This window comes from Nitrosomonas sp. Nm51, from assembly GCF_900111165.1.
Classification (GTDB): Bacteria; Pseudomonadota; Gammaproteobacteria; order Burkholderiales; family Nitrosomonadaceae; genus Nitrosomonas.
The window spans coordinates 17038-37259 of the sequence record NZ_FOGH01000021.1 but is presented as its reverse complement, the minus strand read 5'-3'; the positions used below and the strand labels follow the sequence as shown (position 1 = coordinate 37259).

The following is a 20222-nucleotide window of genomic DNA, read 5'->3' as shown; positions in this document are numbered from 1 at the left end:
TTACTCCTTTGGTATGTGAATCTGCGCATGCCGCATTGCTTCCCGTACGCGCTGATGATACTGCTCGGATAATGGTGTTAAAGGCAGGCGGATACCTGCATCTATCAGTCCCATCTGCGCGACCGCCCACTTGACTGGAATCGGGTTTGCTTCAATAAACAAATCGACATGCAGATTCATAAGCGCATTATTCAACGCACGCGCCGTTTTAAAATCTCCTGTTGCCGCCGCGCTGCACATAGCATGCATTTGTCTTGGCGCAACATTGGCTGTAACCGAAATGACGCCATGTCCACCGAGCAGCAACAAGGCAAGCGCCGTAATATCATCACCGCTCCATATCAGAAAATCTTCAGGCACATTCCGCAATAAATCACATCCGCGCGCCATATCACCGGTAGCATCCTTGATGCCGATGATATTTGGAATTTGCGCCAACCTTAAGCAGGTTTCATCAGCGATATCGACCACAGTTCTGCCCGGAACATTATAAAGAATATGCGGAATATCCACTGCCGCAGCAATGGCCTTGAAATGCTGATACAACCCTTCTTGAGTCGGTTTATTATAGTAAGGTGCCACGGAGAGGCAGGCATCAACGCCGGAATCTTTTGCATAAACAGATAAATCAATAGCTTCCCGCGTTGAATTCGCCCCCGTGCCTGCAATAACAGGGATGCGTCCGGCAGCATGACCCACCGCCGTTTGCATCAACAAGTGATGTTCTTCAAAATCGACTGTTGGTGATTCACCGGTCGTTCCGACGACGACAATGCCATCCGAACCTTGATCAATATGGTAATCAATTAAGGCACGGAAGCGTTCCAGGTCTAATTTGCCATCAGCATGCATCGGTGTAACGAGGGCAACCAAACTACCTTTAAACATGATTATCTATCCAGTATAAATGCCATATTTTACCTGAACTGAGCATGCAAAAGTGCTTTCCCCGGTTTCATATAGTTTCATATTTTAAAAACACACACCCGGTACCCTGCACCCCGTCAGCCTCTACATACTTTACATCGGAAGAATCCTGCGTGTCAGTCTTCCTCGCTCACGTTAGTAAATTGCATGCTGCCATCCCTGTAATCAACCATAATGCTGTCTTTGGCGGCAAAATGTCCTTCCAGAATTTCCTTAGCCAATGGATTCTCAATCTGCGCCTGAATAGCCCGCTTAAGCGGGCGTGCGCCAAAAACAGGATCAAATCCGGCTCGAGACAATTCTGTCAGCGCTGTATCGCTGACTTGCAAATGCATTTCCATTGCAGCCAGTCTTTTTTCCAGATGCTGGAGCTGTATCCGCGCGATAGAATGAATATGTTTCGCATCCAACGCATGGAATACCACAACCTCGTCAATACGATTGACAAACTCAGGACGGAAGTGTGTTTTCACTTCCTCCATAACCGAGTCTTTTATCGCCTGGTAATGCTGCCCGTGCATTTCCTGAATCATATGCGAACCCAGATTAGAGGTCATCACAATAACGGTGTTTTTAAAGTCTACAGTACGTCCCTGGCCGTCTGTCATTCGACCGTCATCAAGCACCTGCAACAGCACATTGAAAACATCCGGATGCGCCTTTTCAACCTCATCCAATAAAATCACTGCATAGGGTTTTCTGCGCACGATTTCAGTTAAATAGCCGCCTTCTTCATAACCCACATATCCTGGTGGCGCACCGATCAATCGTGCCACAGAGTGCTTTTCCATAAATTCGGACATGTCCACGCGAATCAGGTGATCCTCCGAGTCAAACAAAAAATTTGCCAATGTCTTGCACAATTCCGTCTTGCCGACACCGGTTGGCCCGAGAAACAGAAAAGAACCGTAAGGCCGATTCGGATCGGCCAGTCCGGCGCGTGAACGACGAATTGCATCGGCAATCAAACGCACCGCTTCATCCTGGCCGACCACACGCTGATGCAGTTTCTGTTCCATCAGCAGTAACTTCTCTCGCTCACCCTGCATCATTTTGGAGACCGGGATGCCGGTCGCCCGCGAAACAACCTCTGCTATTTCTTCGGCACCGACCTGGGTTCGCAGCAACTTAGGTTTTTCTGCTTCAGCTTTTTGCGCCGGACTTTCCTGTGATTTAAGCTGAGACTCCAGCTGCGGCAAACGTCCATACTGCAACTCGGAGACTTTCTGCCAGTCACCCTTGCGTGTAGCAGCTTCAATTTCCAGTTTAGTTTTTTCAATTTCCTCTTTGACTTGTTGCGACCCCTGAATATGCGATTTTTCCGCTTTCCAGATTTCTTCAAGATCTGCATATTCACGTTCTTTGTGCGCAATTTCTTCTTCCAGCAATTGCAAGCGCTTGCGTGAGGCCTCGTCCTGTTCTTTTTTGATCGCCTCACGTTCGATTTTAAGCTGAATCAGGCGACGGTCGAGTTTATCCATCGCTTCCGGTTTAGAATCGATTTCCATACGAATACGCGCGGCGGCTTCGTCGATCAAGTCGATCGCCTTATCTGGCAGGAAACGATCTGTAATGTAACGATGAGATAGCTCAGCAGCTGCGACAATAGCCGGATCGGTAATGTCAACACCATGGTGCACTTCGTATTTTTCCTGCAAGCCACGTAAAATAGCGATTGTCGCTTCCACAGTCGGTTCTTCGACCAGCACTTTTTGAAATCGTCTTTCCAGCGCAGCATCTTTTTCAATAAATTTACGATATTCATCCAGCGTCGTTGCGCCAACACAGTGCAATTCGCCGCGCGCCAGCGCCGGTTTGAGCATATTGCCCGCGTCCATCGCGCCTTCCGCTTTGCCAGCGCCGACCATGGTATGCAATTCGTCAATAAATACAATTGTGTTGCCTTCATCCTGCGCCAACTCTTTTAATACGGATTTCAGGCGTTCTTCAAATTCACCGCGATATTTTGCCCCGGCGAGCAATGCAGCCATGTCCAACGACAACACACGCTTGTTTTTCAAATTTTCGGGTACTTCACTATTAACAATGCGTTGTGCCAGACCTTCGACAATAGCGGTCTTGCCGACACCAGGCTCACCGATCAACACAGGATTATTTTTAGTACGCCGTTGCAAGACCTGAATAGTGCGGCGGATTTCATCGTCACGACCGATAACAGGGTCCAGCTTGCCTTGCCGCGCCCGTTCAGTCAGATCCAATGTGTATTTCTTCAGCGCTTCACGACTGCTTTCGGCTTCGGCGCTGTCTACCTGCTCACCACCGCGCACAGCCATAACCGCCTGTTCCAACGTTTCATAGCTGGCACCATATTCCTTAAGCAATACACCCGTTTCACCTTTGTCTTTCAGCAAAGCCAGCAGGAACATTTCCGAAGCTATAAACTGGTCTCCCCGCTTTTGCGCTTCCTTATCCGCCAGATTGAGCAGATTGGCGAGGTTCCGTGACAGGTTAACTTCGCCGCCAGTACCCTCGACCTTAGGCAGCCGTTGAATGTCACGCTTCGCAGCGTCACGCAGTGGCGCGACATTGGCGCCGCTACGCTGCAACAGTGAGACAGTGGCACCATCTTCCTGCTGCAACAAAGCAAGCAGCAAATGGCCAGGTTCAATATAGGCATGGTCCTGTCCGACAGCAATACTTTGCGCATCGGCCAGGGCCTGTTGAAACTTTGTGGTTAATTTATCAAAACGCATTCATTTCTCCCAAAAAGGTCACTGATCACAACGTGGGGGAACACGCTAAAATTTCAAGCGACTATTAAATCGGATTGAGTTGCTCACCGGTAAAAGCAACCAGGTTAATTGAGATGCTGGTACCTGCGCCATCACCATCAGTGTCTGTGAATCTTGCGCGTGCCGATCAAATGCAGCGAGTCTTCTTTACTTTGGTTATACATATGCCATTTGCGCACCAACGCCATGATGACCGACATGAACAATCCAAACAGCACGATTACAACATAAATATGCACTTCGAAATATATCAACAGCGCATACAGCAACAACATCATGAGAATACTCAAATTTTCGTTGAAATTCTGTACCGCAATCGAGTGGCCCGCACCCATTAAAATATAACCGCGATGCTGTAACAGTGCGTTCATGGGGACTACAAAAAAGCCAGCCATACCGCCGATCACGATCAAAAAAATTATTGCCAGCCAAAGATCATGGGCAACTATCATCAACATCACTACAAGGCCGGTAGCGAACCCGAGCGGAATAACCGATAATGATTTTTTCAGCGATACTGTTCGCGCCGCCATTACAGCACCTATCGCAATGCCAAGTGCGACGATACCCTGCAACTGTGCAGCTTTATTCAATGGATAATTCAGTGCCACTTCAGCCCATTTTATAACGATAAATTGCAGTGTTGCGCCTGCGCCCCAAAATAACGTCGTTACCGCCAGAGATATCTGCCCGAGTTTATCCGTCCATAGCAATTTCACGCAGTGCGCAAATTCCTGAATCAGGAAAAACGGGTTTTTCTTCGGCATGCGGTGATCAATACCGGTATTTGGAATAAATAAATTAAAAATTGCAGCAAGAAAATAAATAACAGCCACAATAGAAATGCTCATTTCCGTAGTTGAATGAATGAATGGGAATTCAAAAGCCAGCAGCATTTGTGACACAACAGGCGTGATCAATATCCCACCGAGCATTGTGCCCAGCACAATTGAGGCAACGGTCAACCCTTCTATCCAACCGTTGGCAATAACCAGTTCCTCGGGTGGCAGCAATTCGGTTAATATGCCGTATTTTGCAGGCGAATAGGCCGCCGCACCGAGCCCGACAACGGCGTAAGCGGCCAGTGCAGAAAACTGATGCACGGCAAAGAACAAGAGAATACAACCCAATACTTTGACGGTATTGCTGATAAACATTACCCTGCCTTTGGGCATGGAGTCGGCAAATGCACCTACAAAAGGAGCAAGAATGACATAGAACAATACAAAAACAAATTTGAGTAACGGTATCAGAAAAGCAGGCGCATGCAATTCGATCAGTAATGCGATGGCAACAACCAGCAGTGCATTGTCGGCAAGAGAAGAGAAAAACTGCGCAGCCATAATGGTGTAAAAACCGCGGTTCAAACTTTTCACCTCTCAAAATGTTATTGTTTTTTTAATACGTAATAGATTGTCTGTAATAGATTTATACCATGAAACGGTAACAAGACATACACCATGCATCTTAAAACTATAAAAGGTGTTCAACTGCAGGCGAAAAATTCAACAAAACAATTGGCTCAATAAAAGTCAGTACGAAAACCAGTCAATATGGATTATCATAATAGACTTTAGTGTCACGTTTATTGCAAGCGAATTCAAATTAACACCGGACTGCATTCTACACAATCTCAATCAAGCAACCAAAAGAAATCAGAATTGGAATTGCCGAAAAATTGAAAGCTGTAATAGTGACATACAGTAACTTACTGCAGTGAATAAAACCTGATGCAACGCCCCATTAAAGCTTATATCGATTTATCCGCGTTAACGCACAATCTGTCCATAGCACGCCAATATGCCCCCAAAGCCAAAATCATGGCCGTCATCAAGGCTAACGCCTATGGACACGGGTTACTACATACCGCTCATGCATTAAGAAACGCGGACGGCTTTGCACTACTTGAATTGGAGGCTGCAATATGTTTGCGCGATGCCGGCATTCGGCACCCCATTTTGCTGTTGGAAGGCTTTTTTTCGACACAGGAATTGATGTTACTGGAAAAACACAAGCTCAGCACGGTCATTCACCATGATGAACAACTTGCGATGCTAACAGGCTGCAAACTTCAGGCGTTGAGCATTTTCATTAAAATCAATACTGGCATGAACCGTTTAGGGATTGCACCAGAACGGTTTCCCGCTGTCATTGAACAGTTATCCAGCAATCCCGCCGTATCGCGGATATCACTGATGACACATTTTGCAACTGCTGATGGCATCCCTAACAATGCACGATTCCGAGGCCAATTACAGGTTTTCGACCAAGCCACCCGCGCGATCCCATTGCCCTGCTCGCTGGCCAACTCAGCCGCAACTATCCGTTATCCGGAAGCACACCGGGACTGGGTTCGTCCGGGTCTGATGTTATATGGCGCCTCACCTTTTGCAACACATACCGGCGCCGACTTCAATTTAAAACCCGTAATGTCATTAACCAGCAGAATCATTGCCACCCATTCTTTAAAACGGGGCGACATTGTAGGCTACAGCGGCAATTTCCAGGCTGACAGGCCCATGCGTATCGGCATCGTTGCATGTGGCTATGCAGATGGTTATCCACGCCACGCACCAACGGGCACGCCGGTGTTAGTTGACAATCAAAAAAGCCGTTTGGTTGGGAAAGTTTCGATGGACATGCTTGCCGTTGATTTGACAGAATTGCCCGACACACCAATCAACAGCCCGGTAACACTTTGGGGAAACGGTTTACCCGTTGAAGATATTGCACACGCATCCGACACTATTAGTTACGAACTGCTCAGCGCACTGTCGACACGGGTACAGCTGGACACCTTGAAAGAAGATGCTCAAAGCAGCCTCCCCCGTGCCTGTCTGGAATCCAAATAAGTCACTCGACTTTAGCCTTGCCGCGCAATTCCTGTACATATGCAGCAAATTCCCGTTGCAGCACACGTTGACGGATATTTTCTTTGACCTCCTCATATGGCGGCACATCCATCGGTCGCGTATCAATCAGTTCTATGACATGCCAGCCGAAATTCGTATGAACGGGATTATCTGTCAACTCTCCTTTTCCAAGTTTGGCCAGTGCTTCTGCAAAAGGTCGGACATAAGCCGCAGCAGGACTCCAATTGAGCTCTCCGCCATTTAATTTACTGCCATCATCGATTGATTTTTCTTCAGCAATTTTGGCGAAATTACCACCCTTTCTCAAGTTTGCTATAATATCTCTGGCTTCACTCTCACTTTCCACAAGAATATGCCGTGCTTTATACTCTTTGTCGCCCATTTGCACTTTCAGCATATCATACTCGCGTTTCAGCGTGTCCTCACCAACCGCATTATTCTTGATGTAATTTGCCTGGAGCGCACGGATCAAAGCCGCCTGTCTGGCAATTTCAATTTGTGAGACCACATCGGGGTCTCTGTCCAGCCCTTTTTTAATCGCTTCTTGTGTCAGAATTTCTTCCGTTATCAAATTTTCTCTTAGCGCCTTTCTCAATTCCGGCCCATCTTCCTGTCCTTGAGCGCCACTTGCCTTAACCATTAAATCCAGGCGTGATTGCGGAATCGCAACACCGTTGACTGTGGCCATTGTCGATGTTGACTGGGCATGAACCGTCATGACCACGAAACCAAAAGAACCAATAATTAATAATCGCGATAATTTAGTCAAACGCATGTAGTTTCCTTTCTGAAAAAATTTGGATAATATGCTGGCGGTAAGTATACGCTTCAATGCAACAAATACCAATAAACGTAATGGCGTCAGTTTGGAAAAATTTTTTTAAACGGTTTAACCGTTACTGTCTGATAAACACCCGCCGTAACATAAGGATCGATGTCAGCCCAGTCTTTCGCTGCCTGTAAGGATTCGAATTCAGCCACAATCAAGCTGCCGGAAAAACCGGCTGGACCCGGATCCAGTGAATCAATCGATGGATACGGTCCGGCCAGCAACAAACGTCCTGCTTCCTGCAACTGTTGTAACCGTTCCAAATGGGCGCCACGCGCAGTTTTTCTTCGTTCGAGGCTGTCAGGCACATCCTCTGCATAAATAACATATAGCATCTTAATTCCCACTTATCTTGTTTTACAATTCTTCCGTGATCCGGCATTACTGTTTCGGCGGTATGCAGCTTAACCGAATATTGCAGTAGTACGCTAGATTTTGGCCTGCAACTTTATGCTAATTGGTTTTCATGGATTCGTACAGTTTGTACCCACGGACCCACTTGCCGGTTTTTAACTTGCCCTGTCTTGGATTGAACGCATATGCTCCCTATGCCGCAGAATAACTGTATCTGCGGTCGCGAACACGCTCAATTCAACACCGCTCAGCGTTTAAATTCCAGCAGCTGACGCAATATACAGGTTAACTTCCACAGGTTTCAAGGTACGAAAAAACTTTCCCACCAGCTCCGTCTGCTACGCAAAGAAGCACACCATCAATCCCATCGCCAACAACTGGCGTGCTACTTCGTGTGTTCACAATAAAGCGGAAAGCGATATATAAATTATCACAACCCATAGGCACGAAAAAACATTCCAGATTAAATTAAGTTTCTGCTACACCTACCTGGGACGGGAGTATCAGCAGCTTTTCCAATAATATCCGGATAAAATTTTTGGTAACGCGGTCATTTGACGTGCCCAGGATCTCGGCAAGCAGCCAGTACAGCACTAACGTGCTTTTACTTTATGAACATCGCATTCCGGAAAGCCAGCATTGCACTATTAAACCGCGCTTCCCGATCAAATTGATTCATCACATGTTATTTTATCCAGTGATGGCACAGCTTAATCCATCCTATTTGCATGACAGCCGTCAAAAAATTTCATCGTCAGGCGAAACTGGCATACCGGCTATTGCGTTAAGAGCAAGCTGGTTGCATATTAACAAACTATTGTGGCTATCCCAGAACCGGGGGCAGCCTCCCCGCCAGATCATTCTTCTGTGCGGTTGCCTGTCCCAGAAGTGCGAACCCCAGCGGATTTCCGGCATCGTCCTGAAAAACTGCCTTTACGCCATCCGCATCCGACTCAACCTGCCATTCTCCTGCCTGGCCCGCTTCCGGTGGCGCAACAACCGTAGGACAGGCGGGTGTTTTGACTAATACCGGCATGACCGGATAAAGCACAGGCGTTGGATTTCCAGCCAGTGTTGCCGCCAGCGCCCGGGCAGCATGGGTTATCGGCATTACAAAAGGCAGCACTTTTCCCAACACCTCGGCGCAATCGCCCAGCGCATAAATATTTTCATCGCTGGTTTGCAACATCTGATTCACAACAATGCCACGCCTGACGAGCAGCCCGGTCTCCTGCGCCAGATCGACACGCGGTGTTAAACCGACAGAGGACAACACGATCTCTGTCTTGATTTGCTCATTACTTGTCAGTACCAACTGTATCAGATCTTCGGCATGATTCACTGACTGCACCGATGCATTTAAGTGAAAAACGACGCCAACGTCTTCCAGTTTTTTTTGCAAGTAAGCGCCCGCCTCGGGTGGCAACAACCGTCCTAGCGGTTGAGATGCAATATCAATCACATCGACCTGATACCCCGTTGCAGAGAGATCATTTGCAAATTCACAACCAATTAAACCCGCTCCAATAATTGCGACTCTTTTCTTATCAGCGATTGCGTCACGAAAACGCTTATAATCATCCACATCGTTGACTGTAAGAATCTTTGACACGCCACTTCCCTGCAGCGGCAGTCTCGCCTGATCCGCACCGGTAGCCAGCACAAGCGCGCCATACTCCAGGCGTTCATTATTTGACAACAAAACCGATTTATTGGCGTTATCGATAGCCATAACCCGGGTATGCGGGCGAATGGTTATATTTAATTGCGTCGCCATCTTTTCTGCATCGCCATTAATGATCGATTCGGGTGTTTTTCCTGTTGACAGCGCATTGGACAACACCGGCTTGGAATAAAAACCGCCATGATCGGCTGAAATCAATACAATGGGCCGGTCGGCCGTTAACCGGCGCAATTCCCGTGCCACCGCATAACCTGCAAGACCGCTGCCGATAATGATGACTGGCTGCATCATGAATCAAGTCTCCAACATTTCAAAATCAGTTTTATTCACACCACACTCAGGACAGCTCCAGCTTTCCGGAATATCTTCCCAGCGCGTCCCCGCGTCGATGCCACGCGCCGGATCACCGGCCGATTCATCATAAATAAATCCGCAAATGTTACATTGATATTTTTTCATTTGATTTTATCGTCCAGCCCGGCTTTTGGATAATCTACAAATTTTTACCTGAGCAACGCATCCGCACCATCGGCCCATACCGATTTAAGATAAGAAAGTGATTTATGAATCAAGTCAAATCTATGCAATAAAGCGATGCCGCTCAAACCAGTATGTTTTGAGCGCACGCTGCTCTATAGGATTCAAAAATTACAGGAAATAAAGCCTAAAGAAACGACTTAATTGTCAGTTTAATCTGCCAATTCAACATCTTCGTTGTTTACCAAGCTATCGCGGCGTTGCAGATAAGCATCGCGCACAAATTCATATTTATCCAGCGCAGCCTCTTCCAGCGTTTTATCGACATCCAGTAATTGTGCACGCGCATCCAGCGCCATGCCCACCGCAACCGGTGTCCGGATTGCAGCATCCAGCGCATCGACGCTGTTAAGATAAACAATTGTAGTTACCGGGTGTGCAACTAAACTATCCACACCAACACCCACGGCATCTCTGAGCGTGCTCGGACCTAAAAAGGGAATCACCAGATAAGGGCCTGTAGCAACGCCATATCTCCCCATTGTTTGACCAAAATCTTCATTTCGTTTACTGATATTGATATCACTGGCTTCACTGATATCGCTGGCAATATCAATCGCACCGAACAATCCGAATGTAGTATTGATTAAGAAGCGCGTCGCACTCGCCGCAGCGCTTTCGAAATTAAGCTGTAAAATTGAGTTTGCCGTCACTACAACATCGTTTGCATTAGAAAAAGCATTGCCCACTACCAACTGAATTGGTTTAGGCACGAAACGCTTATAATTTCTGGCTACAGGTTCGATTACTTTGTCATCGACTATTTCATTAAATTCGAAAACAGCCCGATTCATCGATTCCAGAGGGTCCGGCTGGTTTTGTGTCGACGCGCAACCTGAAAGATAAGCGCTGAACAATACCAGTAAAATAATTCTAGATTTTGCAAGAGATTTCATATTCATTTATTTTTCGATATTTATGCCGCATGTTGCCATATTTGCCAGGCAGGTTCAATAAAATATCAGTGAATTTGTTTTACACTGATAAACTAATATCAACACTGTAATAGCGACGCGTGCAGCCAGTCCTTCAGCACAATCGGCAGGTTAAAATGCTGGCCGGCCATGTACGATTAACTCAACAAACAAAACACTGGAAACTTCGAACATATCAGGAGAAAAATCATGCAGTCTATTTTCAAAAAATCTTGTTTAACATGGGTTCTTCTGCTTCTGCCGCTGACTGGCTGCGCGCCGATGGTTGCGGTGGGTGTCGGTGCCGGCGCCGGAACAGGCGCCATGGTTGCGGAAGATCGCAGAACCAGCGGTATCTTCATTGAGGATGAATCCATTGAGCTAAAAAGCTCAAAGCGCCTGCATGAACAGTTTGGCAACCAGGCGAACATCAACGTCACCAGTTTTAACCGGATTGTTCTGCTCACCGGTGAAGTCCCCACAGAAAACATGAAAGAAGAAGCCAGCAGACTGATCAGAAGTATTGAAAACGTACGTAACGTCATCAACGAAATTACCATTGGCGAAAAAAGCTCACTGGGCTCCCGCAGTAAAGATACATTTATCACGTCAAAAGTCAAAAGCCGTTTTCTTGCATCCGGGGAATTCCAAATCAATCATATTAAAATCGTCACTGAAAAAGGCGTCGTGTATCTGCTTGGCGTAGTAAAACGCGCAGAAGCCGACAACGCAGTAGAAATTGCACGTTCAACATCTGGCGTTGTAAAAGTCGTCAAAGTATTCGAATATCTGAATTAAGCGGGCGATCCCTGAGCGCCATGAATTACCGGCTAATAATTTTTTACTTTAACATCACCGGATGTTGACTCGATGTTGCCCGCTGAACTGATATCTGCTTTAAGCAGCTTGTTACCGCCGGACCGGTTATACACCGATCCCGTAGAATGCTATACCTACGCCTACGATAACAGCCGCAAAATTTTCCCGCCGCAAGCCGTTGCTTTTCCGTTGACCACTGTTGAAATTCAAGCGATTGTGAATCTATGCAATCAATACAATACCCCCTTGGTTCCGCGCGGGCGCGGCACGGGCACATCCGGCGGCAGTCTGCCAGAGCAAGGCGGCATTGCATTGTCACTGGAGCGCATGCTCAATATCCTATCCGTTGATCCCGCCAATCGTGTCATCACTGCCGAACCGGGCGTACTGAACCAGACAATACAGGATGTTGCAAAACCACACGGTTATTTCTGGCCTCCCGATCCCTCCAGCGCCATGTATTCAAGCATTGGCGGCAATATTGCCACCAGTGCCGGCGGCCCGCATGCGGTCAAATACGGCACAACGCGCGATCATGTCTTGGGGTTAAAAGCCGTCACGGGTGCTGGCGAAATCATCAAAACAGGCTGTTATACGACCAAAGGCGTTGTCGGCTATGATCTAACGCGCCTGCTGATCGGTTCGGAGGGTACGCTGGCCGTGGTTACGGAAGCGACATTGAAACTGACCGCACTGCCGAGCACCGTCGCCGGTATAACTGCCTATTTTCGGGATTCAAACAGTTGCGCCGCTGCAATTACGCAAATTATGGCATTACCGCAACTGCCCAGCGCGCTTGAGTTTCTCGATTCCGGTTCATTGAACCTGATACGCAATCACCATCCTGAAATGCTGCCAGACGACGCCAATGCTATGCTGATGATCGAGGCGGACGGCTTTGAAAGTGAAACTGCCACAACTGTTTCTACTATTCTGAGCGCCTGCAAAACGGACGGCCTGATAGGTGCCAACAGAGCCGAGAACATTGCTGCACTCTGGAAGGCGCGCAAAGCTCTGTCGCCGTTGTTGCGTGAAATTGCACCCAAAAAAATCAACGAGGATGTCGTGGTGCCGGTTAATTCACTGCCCGAATTTCTCAATTCGCTCGAACAACTCAGTAAACGGTATCAACTTGCCAACGTTAATTTTGGTCATGCCGGCAACGGCAATATCCATGTTAATCTGCTAATCGATCCGGACGATGCCGGAGAGGCTGCTCGCGCAGAACAGTGCCTGGACAGAATTTTCGATCTAGTGATCCGCCTTAACGGCACTTTATCCGGCGAACATGGCATCGGCAGCGAGAAGCGGCCATTTATCCACAAGGAAATCGATCAGCCGACGCTTGCGCTCATGAAACATATCAAACAGATTTTTGATCCCAACAATATCCTAAATCCAGGAAAGCTTTTCCCGTGATGTCAGGTAGTCCTATCCATATGATATTGGCGGGTACAGCGTTACCGTGGTGTTATGCAACAAGGTACGGCGCGCAGGAAAGGGCTGCTCTCTTTTCAAGTACTGTAACGAAGTTGCAGAGCACCGCGGTAGCGCCCTGTGGGTGAGTTTGTCAGCGTCCATGGTCTGCGTTGCGCCTTTTGACAACAGAACGGCTATTGCCTGCAAGGCACGCCTTGCCGTGTACACTGACAAGCTCACTGAACCCGGCAATATCATATGGATAGCGTAACAGTCTCGAAAAGATTATTCAAAGGCCGGTTAATATGCAGCAGGCGCCAGCTACCGGATGCCAGATCTTTTAATGAAAAATCACCGATGGCAAACCGAATCAATCTTAGTGTCGGATATCCCACTGCAGCAGTCATGCGCCGCACCTGACGGTTTTTTCCTTCATATATGGTTAATGTTATCCACGCCGTAGGAATTTGTTTGCGGAAACGCACAGGCGGTGTTCTCGGCCACAGATTTTCCGGCATATTCATCAGATCTGCTTTAGCCGGCCGCGTCGTATAGTCTTTAATCCTCACACCTCGACGCAATTGTCGCAAAGCCATTTGCGTTGGTATGCCTTCCACCTGTACCCAGTAAGTTTTGGGTAACTTGTACTTCGGATGACTGATCCGGTTTTGCACGCGCCCATCGTCGGTCAAAATGACCAACCCTTCACTATCAGCATCCAATCGACCGGCCGCATAAAATTCTGGCAATGGAATATAATCTCTTAGCGAACAATGACCCGATACTGCTGAAAACTGACAGACCACCCCATAGGGTTTGTTAAATAGTATCAACCGTGCCATTAATTAATGGATGACAGCTTACCATCAAAGTCAACTGGCATAGTCGCCCCATAGTTTTTCCGGATACATGACTGCGCGCAAACGCACTAATGCGGCCTCGTCTAATGCCGGCTGAAGCTTTATAATGATTACCGCGCCTCTGACATAAACCCAATCTTAACCAGGCAGCCATTTTCTCGTCTTTCACCAAATCTTTCCTGTCAGTTGCCCCGAACAAATCCTAATACTCTTATCCATATGATATTGCCGGGTTCAGTGAGTTTGTCAGCGTACATGGCAAGGCGTGCTTTGCAGGCAATAGCCGTTCTATTGTCGAAAGGCGCAACGCAGACCATGGACGCTGACAAGCTCACCCACAGGGCGCTGCTGTGGTGCTCTGCAACTGCGTTACAGTACTTGAAAAGGTGAAAAGGGAGCAACCCTTTCCTTTCCTGCGTGCTGCGCCTTGTTGCATAACACCACGGTAACGCTGTACCAGGCTATATCATATTGATAGAGCACTAGTCTAGCATTGACCTGATTTCCATGTGTACGCCGGCAACGATCATCAGTAACAATTGGATAACTATCAGCACGAATAGCGGCGAGAGATCCACATTAGCGATTGGTGGAATACGCCGGCGAAAAACAGATAAAAACGGTTGCGTGAATGTATTGAGTAACGGAGCAATCGGACTATAGGGGTTGATCCATGAAATAACAGCCTGAGCAATGATCATAAATAATATGATATACAATGTCATCTTGATAATTTCAACCATGCCCAGCAGACCCATTACGCCCGGTGCAGTAACCATATTCGCACCAAAATCGAAGCCCTGATACAAATAGACGATAGTGACAATAATGCACTCAAACAGCCATGCCAGTATCAGCGTTGACATATCCAGTCCCTTCCAGCCAGGAATGAAGCGACGGGCAGGCCGTACAATAAAATCGGTCACAGCAATCAAAAACTGCGCGATATTGTTGTAATACGGCACGCGCAGCAATTGAAAATAAAAACGGAGCAATAACGCCAGGGAAAAAAGACCTAAAATCGTGTCTATCAGGAAAATTATAATCTGGTTAGTCATCATTCGTTCCCTTTACATGTTATCTGCGGTTACAAGCACTTATTATCAATATCTGATCACAGTTTACCGAATTCCTCGCTCATCTCGCGTGAACGCACATTTGCCGCAAAAACAGCGGCAATAATTCTGTTTTTTACATCGCCTGCATCCAGCGTTTCAATTGCCTGCTGCGTTGTTCCGCCTTTTGACGTAACTTTTGACCGCAATACAGCCACATCCTCGTCCCCTTCGTTTGCCAGCTTGACTGCGCCCTGAAATGTTTGTAACGCGAGCGTTCTGGCCTCGTTTTCACTTAGCCCTAATTTTATCCCTGCCGTCTGCATGGATTCAATAAAATAAAACACGTACGCCGGCCCGCTTCCGCAAATCGCAGTGATAGTATGCAGCATGTCCTCGTCACCCACCCAGAGTATCGATCCAACTGCCTCCATAATGGACTCGGCAATATGCCTGTCTTGCTCAATGACATCTGGCACAGCATACAGACCTGTTACGCCCGCCCCAACAAGCGAAGGTGTATTGGGCATGGCCCGAATAATCCGCTGGTAACCACCCAGCCAGCGCATTAAATCCGTAGCGCGAATACCCGCCGCAATTGAAATAACCAGTTGCCGGTCCAACGACTCCCTCATTTGTTGCGAGAGCTCTTGCAGCTGCTGCGGCTTTACCGCGAGCACGACTACATGCGTACCGCCACTGCGCGTAGCTGAAGAAAGACCACCCTTCAAATCGGCCACGGCCGTAATACCGAACATGGTTTTTAGCCTGGCACGGGTATCTTCATTAATCTCAACAACACCGATCTGCCCGGCTGAATAGCCCTGTTTCAACAACCCGCTGATTAAAGCGGATGCCATATTGCCGCCACCAATAAATGTAATTTTCATAGCTTGTTTTTCGTTTCGGTTTGTTTATTTTTGCATTCATGCGTTTCAAAAACAGTACCCCGTCGCTAAGCCGGCTTTGCTCTCACCAGCATATAAGTGTTCGGGCTAGCGGTTCGGGCTAGCGTTGACAAACTGGACAATAAAAACTTGATCGTTGCCCCTGCTTGATCTGCTCAATCACTGTTTCACACTGCCTGCAAGCCAAGCCGGTGCGGCCATAAACCCAGTAATGCTGTTGAAAATAGCCGGGATTACCATCACTGTTGACAAAATTACGCAAGCTGCTGCCGCCGGCGTCAATCGCTTGGCGTAAAACAGATTTAACATTCTGCACAAGTTTTTCATAACGGGAAAGCCCTATTCCGTCCACATTTGTACGCGGATTTATCCCCGCATGATACAACGCCTCATTGGCATAAATGTTACCCACGCCGACAACCACATGATTATTCATCAACAATGCTTTTATATTTGTTTTGCGCTTGCGCGAAACTTCATACAGGTGTATTGCACAGAAATTGTCGCTCAGTGGTTCGGGACCCAGGTGGCTTAGCAAGGGATGCTGATACACATAGCCTGGCTGCCACAAAATGGCGCCAAAACGACGCGGATCTCTGAACCGCAATACTCCTCCATCCTCCAGAATCAAATCGAAATGATCGTGTTTACCCGGAGAAAATTCTGGTTCCATCGTTTCTGCTGCTACCGACTGTGAATTAGCGATTTGCAGTATCCGTAAACTACCGGACATCCCCAAATGTAAAATCAACGTGCCTGTGCCGCAATCAAGCAAAAGATATTTCGCTCGCCTATTGACTGAGGCCACGACCTGGTCTTGCAGCTGATGCGGCAATTCGGCAGGAATGGGCCAACGCAACTTCGGCTGCCGAATAATAACCTGTGTAATGCGTCGTCCCTCGAGATACGGCGTTATACCCAAACGTGTCACCTCAACCTCGGGCAATTCTGGCATGTAAAAAGCCTGCGCCTGTGCTTTAGTCCGCAATCTTTTTCGGATTAATCGTGTTCGGTCGCAACCGGATTAAGCAATTTCCGGCTTACCGACTCAGGAAACAGATAACCAATCTGTTCATTATCACGATAAAATGCCGTTCCATACTCATGTTCGACGGCTGTAATGATTATGCTGCGCCCATCTTGGAGATTGATTATTCCGGCCGCAGTACCCTCAGAATCCTGCAATGGCTTCATCAGTAATTCTGGCGCCCGGTAATCGCGCCAACTGTTAACCCAGCGCTCCAATGCTTCACTACTCTGGTAGTTTCCGTTTCCTGCATCAGTTTGCCACGCACCGTTTTGCTGTCTAATCGATACCCCGTTCAACTCAAACCGTACTGGCAGCTCGTCATCAGCCAGCAACTTTGAATCGGCCAGATCCAGTGGATCCACGGGCACCCAAGTCGCATAACGTGGAGAAACCAGATATACATCACCGTTGATTGCCAGATATTGTTCATTAGTGACGGGCGCGAGCCCGCCGAACGCAAAATGCTCGTCATCAATATACAATTCAACGAGAGGTTGATCCAGGTTAAAATTCTCAACATCTCTAAGTGGAAAACGCTGGCGGCTGTTTGCAGACAAAACATTCAGCATTTTTTTAACAAGCGTGCCGTCTGCCCGTGCGAATACCGGTGTCATCAAGTGCCAGTCACCTCCAATGCGCCGCAGTTCAATTTCCTGCCCTTGCCGCACAATACGAACCGATTGCACTGACTCCGGAGTGCGCAATGAAACCTGAAACGCATCATCTGTCTCGGATTGAAACTGCGGTGTCAAATAAAGAAAAAAAGCCAGCCCTATAATGGTAGCCAGCATAATCAGATTAATTTGTGAATGATACGTCATAACCTTACTTGACAGTTAAGTCGTTTTTTTTCGGCGCCACCAAATAACAACGCCGCTTGATAAAAAAATAATTGGCAGTACGAACAAAAAGAAAATCACGATTACAGTCAATTCGGTATCGGTCAACATCAAATGACTGTCTAGCGTCGCACGCGGTTGAATGGTAATCATTTCCTCATCACCGGACAACCAGTTAAACAGATTAATCCCAAAATCCAGATTGTTCCCATTACCCAGATACATATTGGCAAGAAAATGGCCGCTACCGACAACAATCACCCGTTGTTCACGATCATCGACATCGCGTGACAGCGCTACGGCAATCGTTACCGGACCGGCGACATCTTCCTGCGGATCAAACGTATAATTATCATCGGCGCTAAGCTTTACCCAGCCATTGTGCGCCACTTCGACCAACGAGACGGCACGCCATTTTTCATTCTCATTAATAACAATCTGACGCGCAAAAGGAAAGACTGTAATATAATTGAAACCCTGGGTGATTGCATGTTTCCCGTAACCGGTACCTAACGCAAACGTAACGGGTGCTTTTAACTGCTCGGCCTGCGGATCGATAACCACACCAGGCGTCATAATCAAATGCAGTTTCTCTGTCAGCGGCATCAATCCCCGTAAAGACTCCTGGTCGGCCAGCCATAACAAGTTGCCGCCGTTATCGATATACTCGAGCAGCTTATCCACTTCACCGGGCAGCAAATCAGTTTGAGGCGAGGCAATCAGCAACATATCGGCATCAGCAGGAATTTCGGGCGTAACCGTCAGATTCAACGATTCACTGACAAATCCATTCACTTGCAACTGTTGACCGAATTCTCTTAAATCATAATTAGCTGCGCCTTCAAGACTACGCTCCCCATGACCGCTTAACGCCAGAATCAATTTTTCATGGGGGCGTGACAGACGCATGAGCACCTGTGTCATTGCCTGCTCATTAATCGTTGTCAGACTCGACTGCTTGTTCTGATAATGGATAATCAGTTCTCCATTGACCTGCACCCCCGCCTCTCTGGCCAGATCCGGATATTCTGCAGGATCAATAAATGCCAGTGATATATCCGGTTTAATCCGCTGGTAGAGCTGTACAAAATTATGAATGATTTCCCGCACATCGCCAAACTGCACATGCTGTTCCGTGACAAAAGCCGTTATCTGCACAGGTGCAGTCATTTTATTGAGAATATCGATACTGGTCTGACTCAATGTATTGCGGCCATTTTGGCTGACATCCCATTGTGTACGCGTCTGCAACGCCAGATACCCCAGCAACACAAACAATGACAGTAGCAACAGCACAAAAATGCCCCGTTGCATTTTTAATTGAAAACGTAATGATTTATTTATGCGCATCAACGTTGCAAATCAATGTTGGAAACTTAAGTATTCTATCCATATGATATTGTCAGGCACAGCATTACAGTGGTGTTATGCAATACAGCCGCAGCACGCAGGAAAAAGAGTTTCTTTTCAAGTGTACTGTAACGCGATTGCAGGACATTATAGTAGTAACCCCCTCCGGGTGAGCTTGCCAGCATCCATGGGCGTTGCCGCCCCTTTTGACAATAGAACAACTATTCCTGCAGGGCACGCCTTGCCATGCATACTGACAAGCGCACTGCATCCAGCAATATCATATAGACAGAATGCAGCGCCGCTTTCATAACACACTTTTTACCCGTGCAGCCGCTCCCCATCCAGACTACGGATGGTCAGCACTAAGAAAAACAGCATAAACAGTAAAAAATACATCAGACTGAACGTATCGATTAGTCCATTATTAAACAGCTCAAATTGTTTGAAAATTGAAACGTAATATGTCCAGCCCTCATGATCACTGGTGACCAGATCCAGCACCCAGAAACCCAGCAGCACGCCCAGCATGCCTATAGCGGCAATCACGGGTTGTATTGTCAAACTGGAAATATAAAGCCCGAGCGCGACAAAACAACAGGTTAACAAAAACAATCCTGATGCACCACTGATTAAAAGACCATAATCCAATGTGCCGCCTGCAAGCAAGGTCAGAAACATTGCCACAATCAAAACGACCACACTCATAAAAAAGACAATTAATCCAAGAAATTTACCCAACACGACTTCAGTAACCGAGACAGGCGCTGAAAGCAGCAAAGTGAGCGTATGACTCTTGCGTTCTTCCGCAAACTGCCGCATTGTCAGCAAAGGCGTCATTAAAAGCAGCACAATCGCAGCCAGCGCGAATACCGGTGTAACAATGATTTCGGTGAACCCGGGAGGATTGGCAATCTGCATTAACTGTGGCTGTAACTGTAAAAAAGCATCCAGACGACCCAGAAAAAACCATGCAAACAGTAATTGCATTGATGTCAGCAGCATCCACGCCAGCGGCGAACAAAACATCATGTACAACTCTTTACGTGCAATAGTAAAAATCATAAGTTG

The 20222-nt window shown here is 47.4% G+C and carries 18 protein-coding genes; 3 read left to right on the top strand and 15 right to left on the bottom strand.

All coding sequences use genetic code 11. The features are described from left to right. The 3 genes from dapA to lplT all read right to left on the bottom strand — a co-directional run bounded on the left by dapA (nucleotide 1) and on the right by lplT (nucleotide 5047). Nucleotides 1–888, bottom strand: coding sequence for a 4-hydroxy-tetrahydrodipicolinate synthase (gene dapA / locus BMY60_RS08705; protein ID WP_090332947.1), 888 nt, complete (start codon nucleotides 886–888; stop codon nucleotides 1–3). Nucleotides 889–1043: 155 nt separating this feature from the next. After that, a complete protein-coding gene (gene clpB, locus BMY60_RS08700) occupies nucleotides 1044–3641 on the bottom strand; it encodes an ATP-dependent chaperone ClpB (RefSeq protein ID WP_090332945.1) in 2598 nt (865 codons plus the stop codon). Between the two features lie 137 nt (nucleotides 3642–3778). Further along, on the bottom strand, nucleotides 3779–5047 hold the full coding sequence (gene lplT / locus BMY60_RS08695; RefSeq protein ID WP_090332975.1) for a lysophospholipid transporter LplT: 1269 nt from the start codon (nucleotides 5045–5047) through the stop codon (nucleotides 3779–3781). 363 nt (nucleotides 5048–5410) lie between these two features. Here lplT and alr point away from each other — a divergent pair, with 363 nt between their 5' ends. After that, nucleotides 5411–6532, top strand: a complete 1122-nt coding sequence (gene alr, locus BMY60_RS08690; RefSeq protein ID WP_090332944.1) for an alanine racemase — start codon at nucleotides 5411–5413, stop codon at nucleotides 6530–6532. A gap of 1 nt (nucleotide 6533) precedes the next feature. Here the strand turns inward: alr and BMY60_RS08685 are convergent, their stop codons facing one another. The 5 genes from BMY60_RS08685 to BMY60_RS08665 form a co-directional block, all read right to left on the bottom strand. After that, entirely contained in the window at nucleotides 6534–7328 is a 795-nt protein-coding gene (locus BMY60_RS08685) for a peptidyl-prolyl cis-trans isomerase (protein ID WP_090332973.1), read from the bottom strand. A gap of 86 nt (nucleotides 7329–7414) precedes the next feature. After that, nucleotides 7415–7717 (bottom strand): YciI family protein, encoded by a 303-nt coding sequence (locus tag BMY60_RS08680; protein ID WP_090332942.1) that lies wholly within the window; start codon nucleotides 7715–7717, stop codon nucleotides 7415–7417. Between the two features lie 842 nt (nucleotides 7718–8559). Continuing rightward, nucleotides 8560–9711 carry an NAD(P)/FAD-dependent oxidoreductase gene (locus BMY60_RS08675; RefSeq protein ID WP_090332941.1) on the bottom strand — a complete coding sequence of 384 codons (1152 nt, stop codon included), beginning with the start codon at nucleotides 9709–9711 and terminating at the stop codon, nucleotides 8560–8562. Between the two features lie 3 nt (nucleotides 9712–9714). Continuing rightward, nucleotides 9715–9879, bottom strand: a complete 165-nt coding sequence (locus BMY60_RS08670) for a rubredoxin (protein ID WP_090332939.1) — start codon at nucleotides 9877–9879, stop codon at nucleotides 9715–9717. Nucleotides 9880–10109: 230 nt separating this feature from the next. Further along, nucleotides 10110–10859 (bottom strand): MlaA family lipoprotein, encoded by a 750-nt coding sequence (locus tag BMY60_RS08665; RefSeq protein WP_256250769.1) that lies wholly within the window; start codon nucleotides 10857–10859, stop codon nucleotides 10110–10112. 222 nt (nucleotides 10860–11081) lie between these two features. Between BMY60_RS08665 and BMY60_RS08660 the strand changes: the two genes are divergently transcribed. Together BMY60_RS08660 and BMY60_RS08655 are read left to right on the top strand one after the other, a co-directional pair. Continuing rightward, nucleotides 11082–11669, top strand: a complete 588-nt coding sequence (locus tag BMY60_RS08660; RefSeq protein WP_090332938.1) for a BON domain-containing protein — start codon at nucleotides 11082–11084, stop codon at nucleotides 11667–11669. A gap of 72 nt (nucleotides 11670–11741) precedes the next feature. Further along, nucleotides 11742–13109, top strand: a complete 1368-nt coding sequence (locus BMY60_RS08655) for an FAD-binding oxidoreductase (RefSeq protein ID WP_090332937.1) — start codon at nucleotides 11742–11744, stop codon at nucleotides 13107–13109. A gap of 254 nt (nucleotides 13110–13363) precedes the next feature. On the opposite strand, the gene BMY60_RS08650 is transcribed toward BMY60_RS08655, so the two are convergent. From BMY60_RS08650 to BMY60_RS08620, 7 genes are all read right to left on the bottom strand, one after another. After that, nucleotides 13364–13951 carry a pseudouridine synthase gene (locus tag BMY60_RS08650; RefSeq protein WP_090332935.1) on the bottom strand — a complete coding sequence of 196 codons (588 nt, stop codon included), beginning with the start codon at nucleotides 13949–13951 and terminating at the stop codon, nucleotides 13364–13366. A gap of 500 nt (nucleotides 13952–14451) precedes the next feature. After that, nucleotides 14452–15027, bottom strand: coding sequence for a YggT family protein (locus BMY60_RS08645; RefSeq protein WP_090332970.1), 576 nt, complete (start codon nucleotides 15025–15027; stop codon nucleotides 14452–14454). 56 nt (nucleotides 15028–15083) lie between these two features. After that, nucleotides 15084–15914 carry a pyrroline-5-carboxylate reductase gene (gene proC, locus BMY60_RS08640; RefSeq protein WP_090332934.1) on the bottom strand — a complete coding sequence of 277 codons (831 nt, stop codon included), beginning with the start codon at nucleotides 15912–15914 and terminating at the stop codon, nucleotides 15084–15086. A gap of 118 nt (nucleotides 15915–16032) precedes the next feature. Further along, the gene (mutM, locus tag BMY60_RS08635; protein WP_090332933.1) at nucleotides 16033–16887 is read right to left on the bottom strand and encodes a bifunctional DNA-formamidopyrimidine glycosylase/DNA-(apurinic or apyrimidinic site) lyase; all 855 of its coding nucleotides are present in this window, start codon (nucleotides 16885–16887) and stop codon (nucleotides 16033–16035) included. Nucleotides 16888–16931: 44 nt separating this feature from the next. Beyond that, nucleotides 16932–17783, bottom strand: coding sequence for a DUF4340 domain-containing protein (locus BMY60_RS08630; protein WP_090332931.1), 852 nt, complete (start codon nucleotides 17781–17783; stop codon nucleotides 16932–16934). Nucleotides 17784–17798: 15 nt separating this feature from the next. Further along, nucleotides 17799–19151: a GldG family protein gene (locus tag BMY60_RS08625; protein ID WP_090332929.1), complete on the bottom strand. Its 1353-nt coding sequence runs from the start codon at nucleotides 19149–19151 to the stop codon at nucleotides 17799–17801. Nucleotides 19152–19472: 321 nt separating this feature from the next. After that, nucleotides 19473–20216 carry an ABC transporter permease gene (locus BMY60_RS08620; protein ID WP_090332928.1) on the bottom strand — a complete coding sequence of 248 codons (744 nt, stop codon included), beginning with the start codon at nucleotides 20214–20216 and terminating at the stop codon, nucleotides 19473–19475. Nucleotides 20217–20222 lie beyond the last annotated feature (6 nt).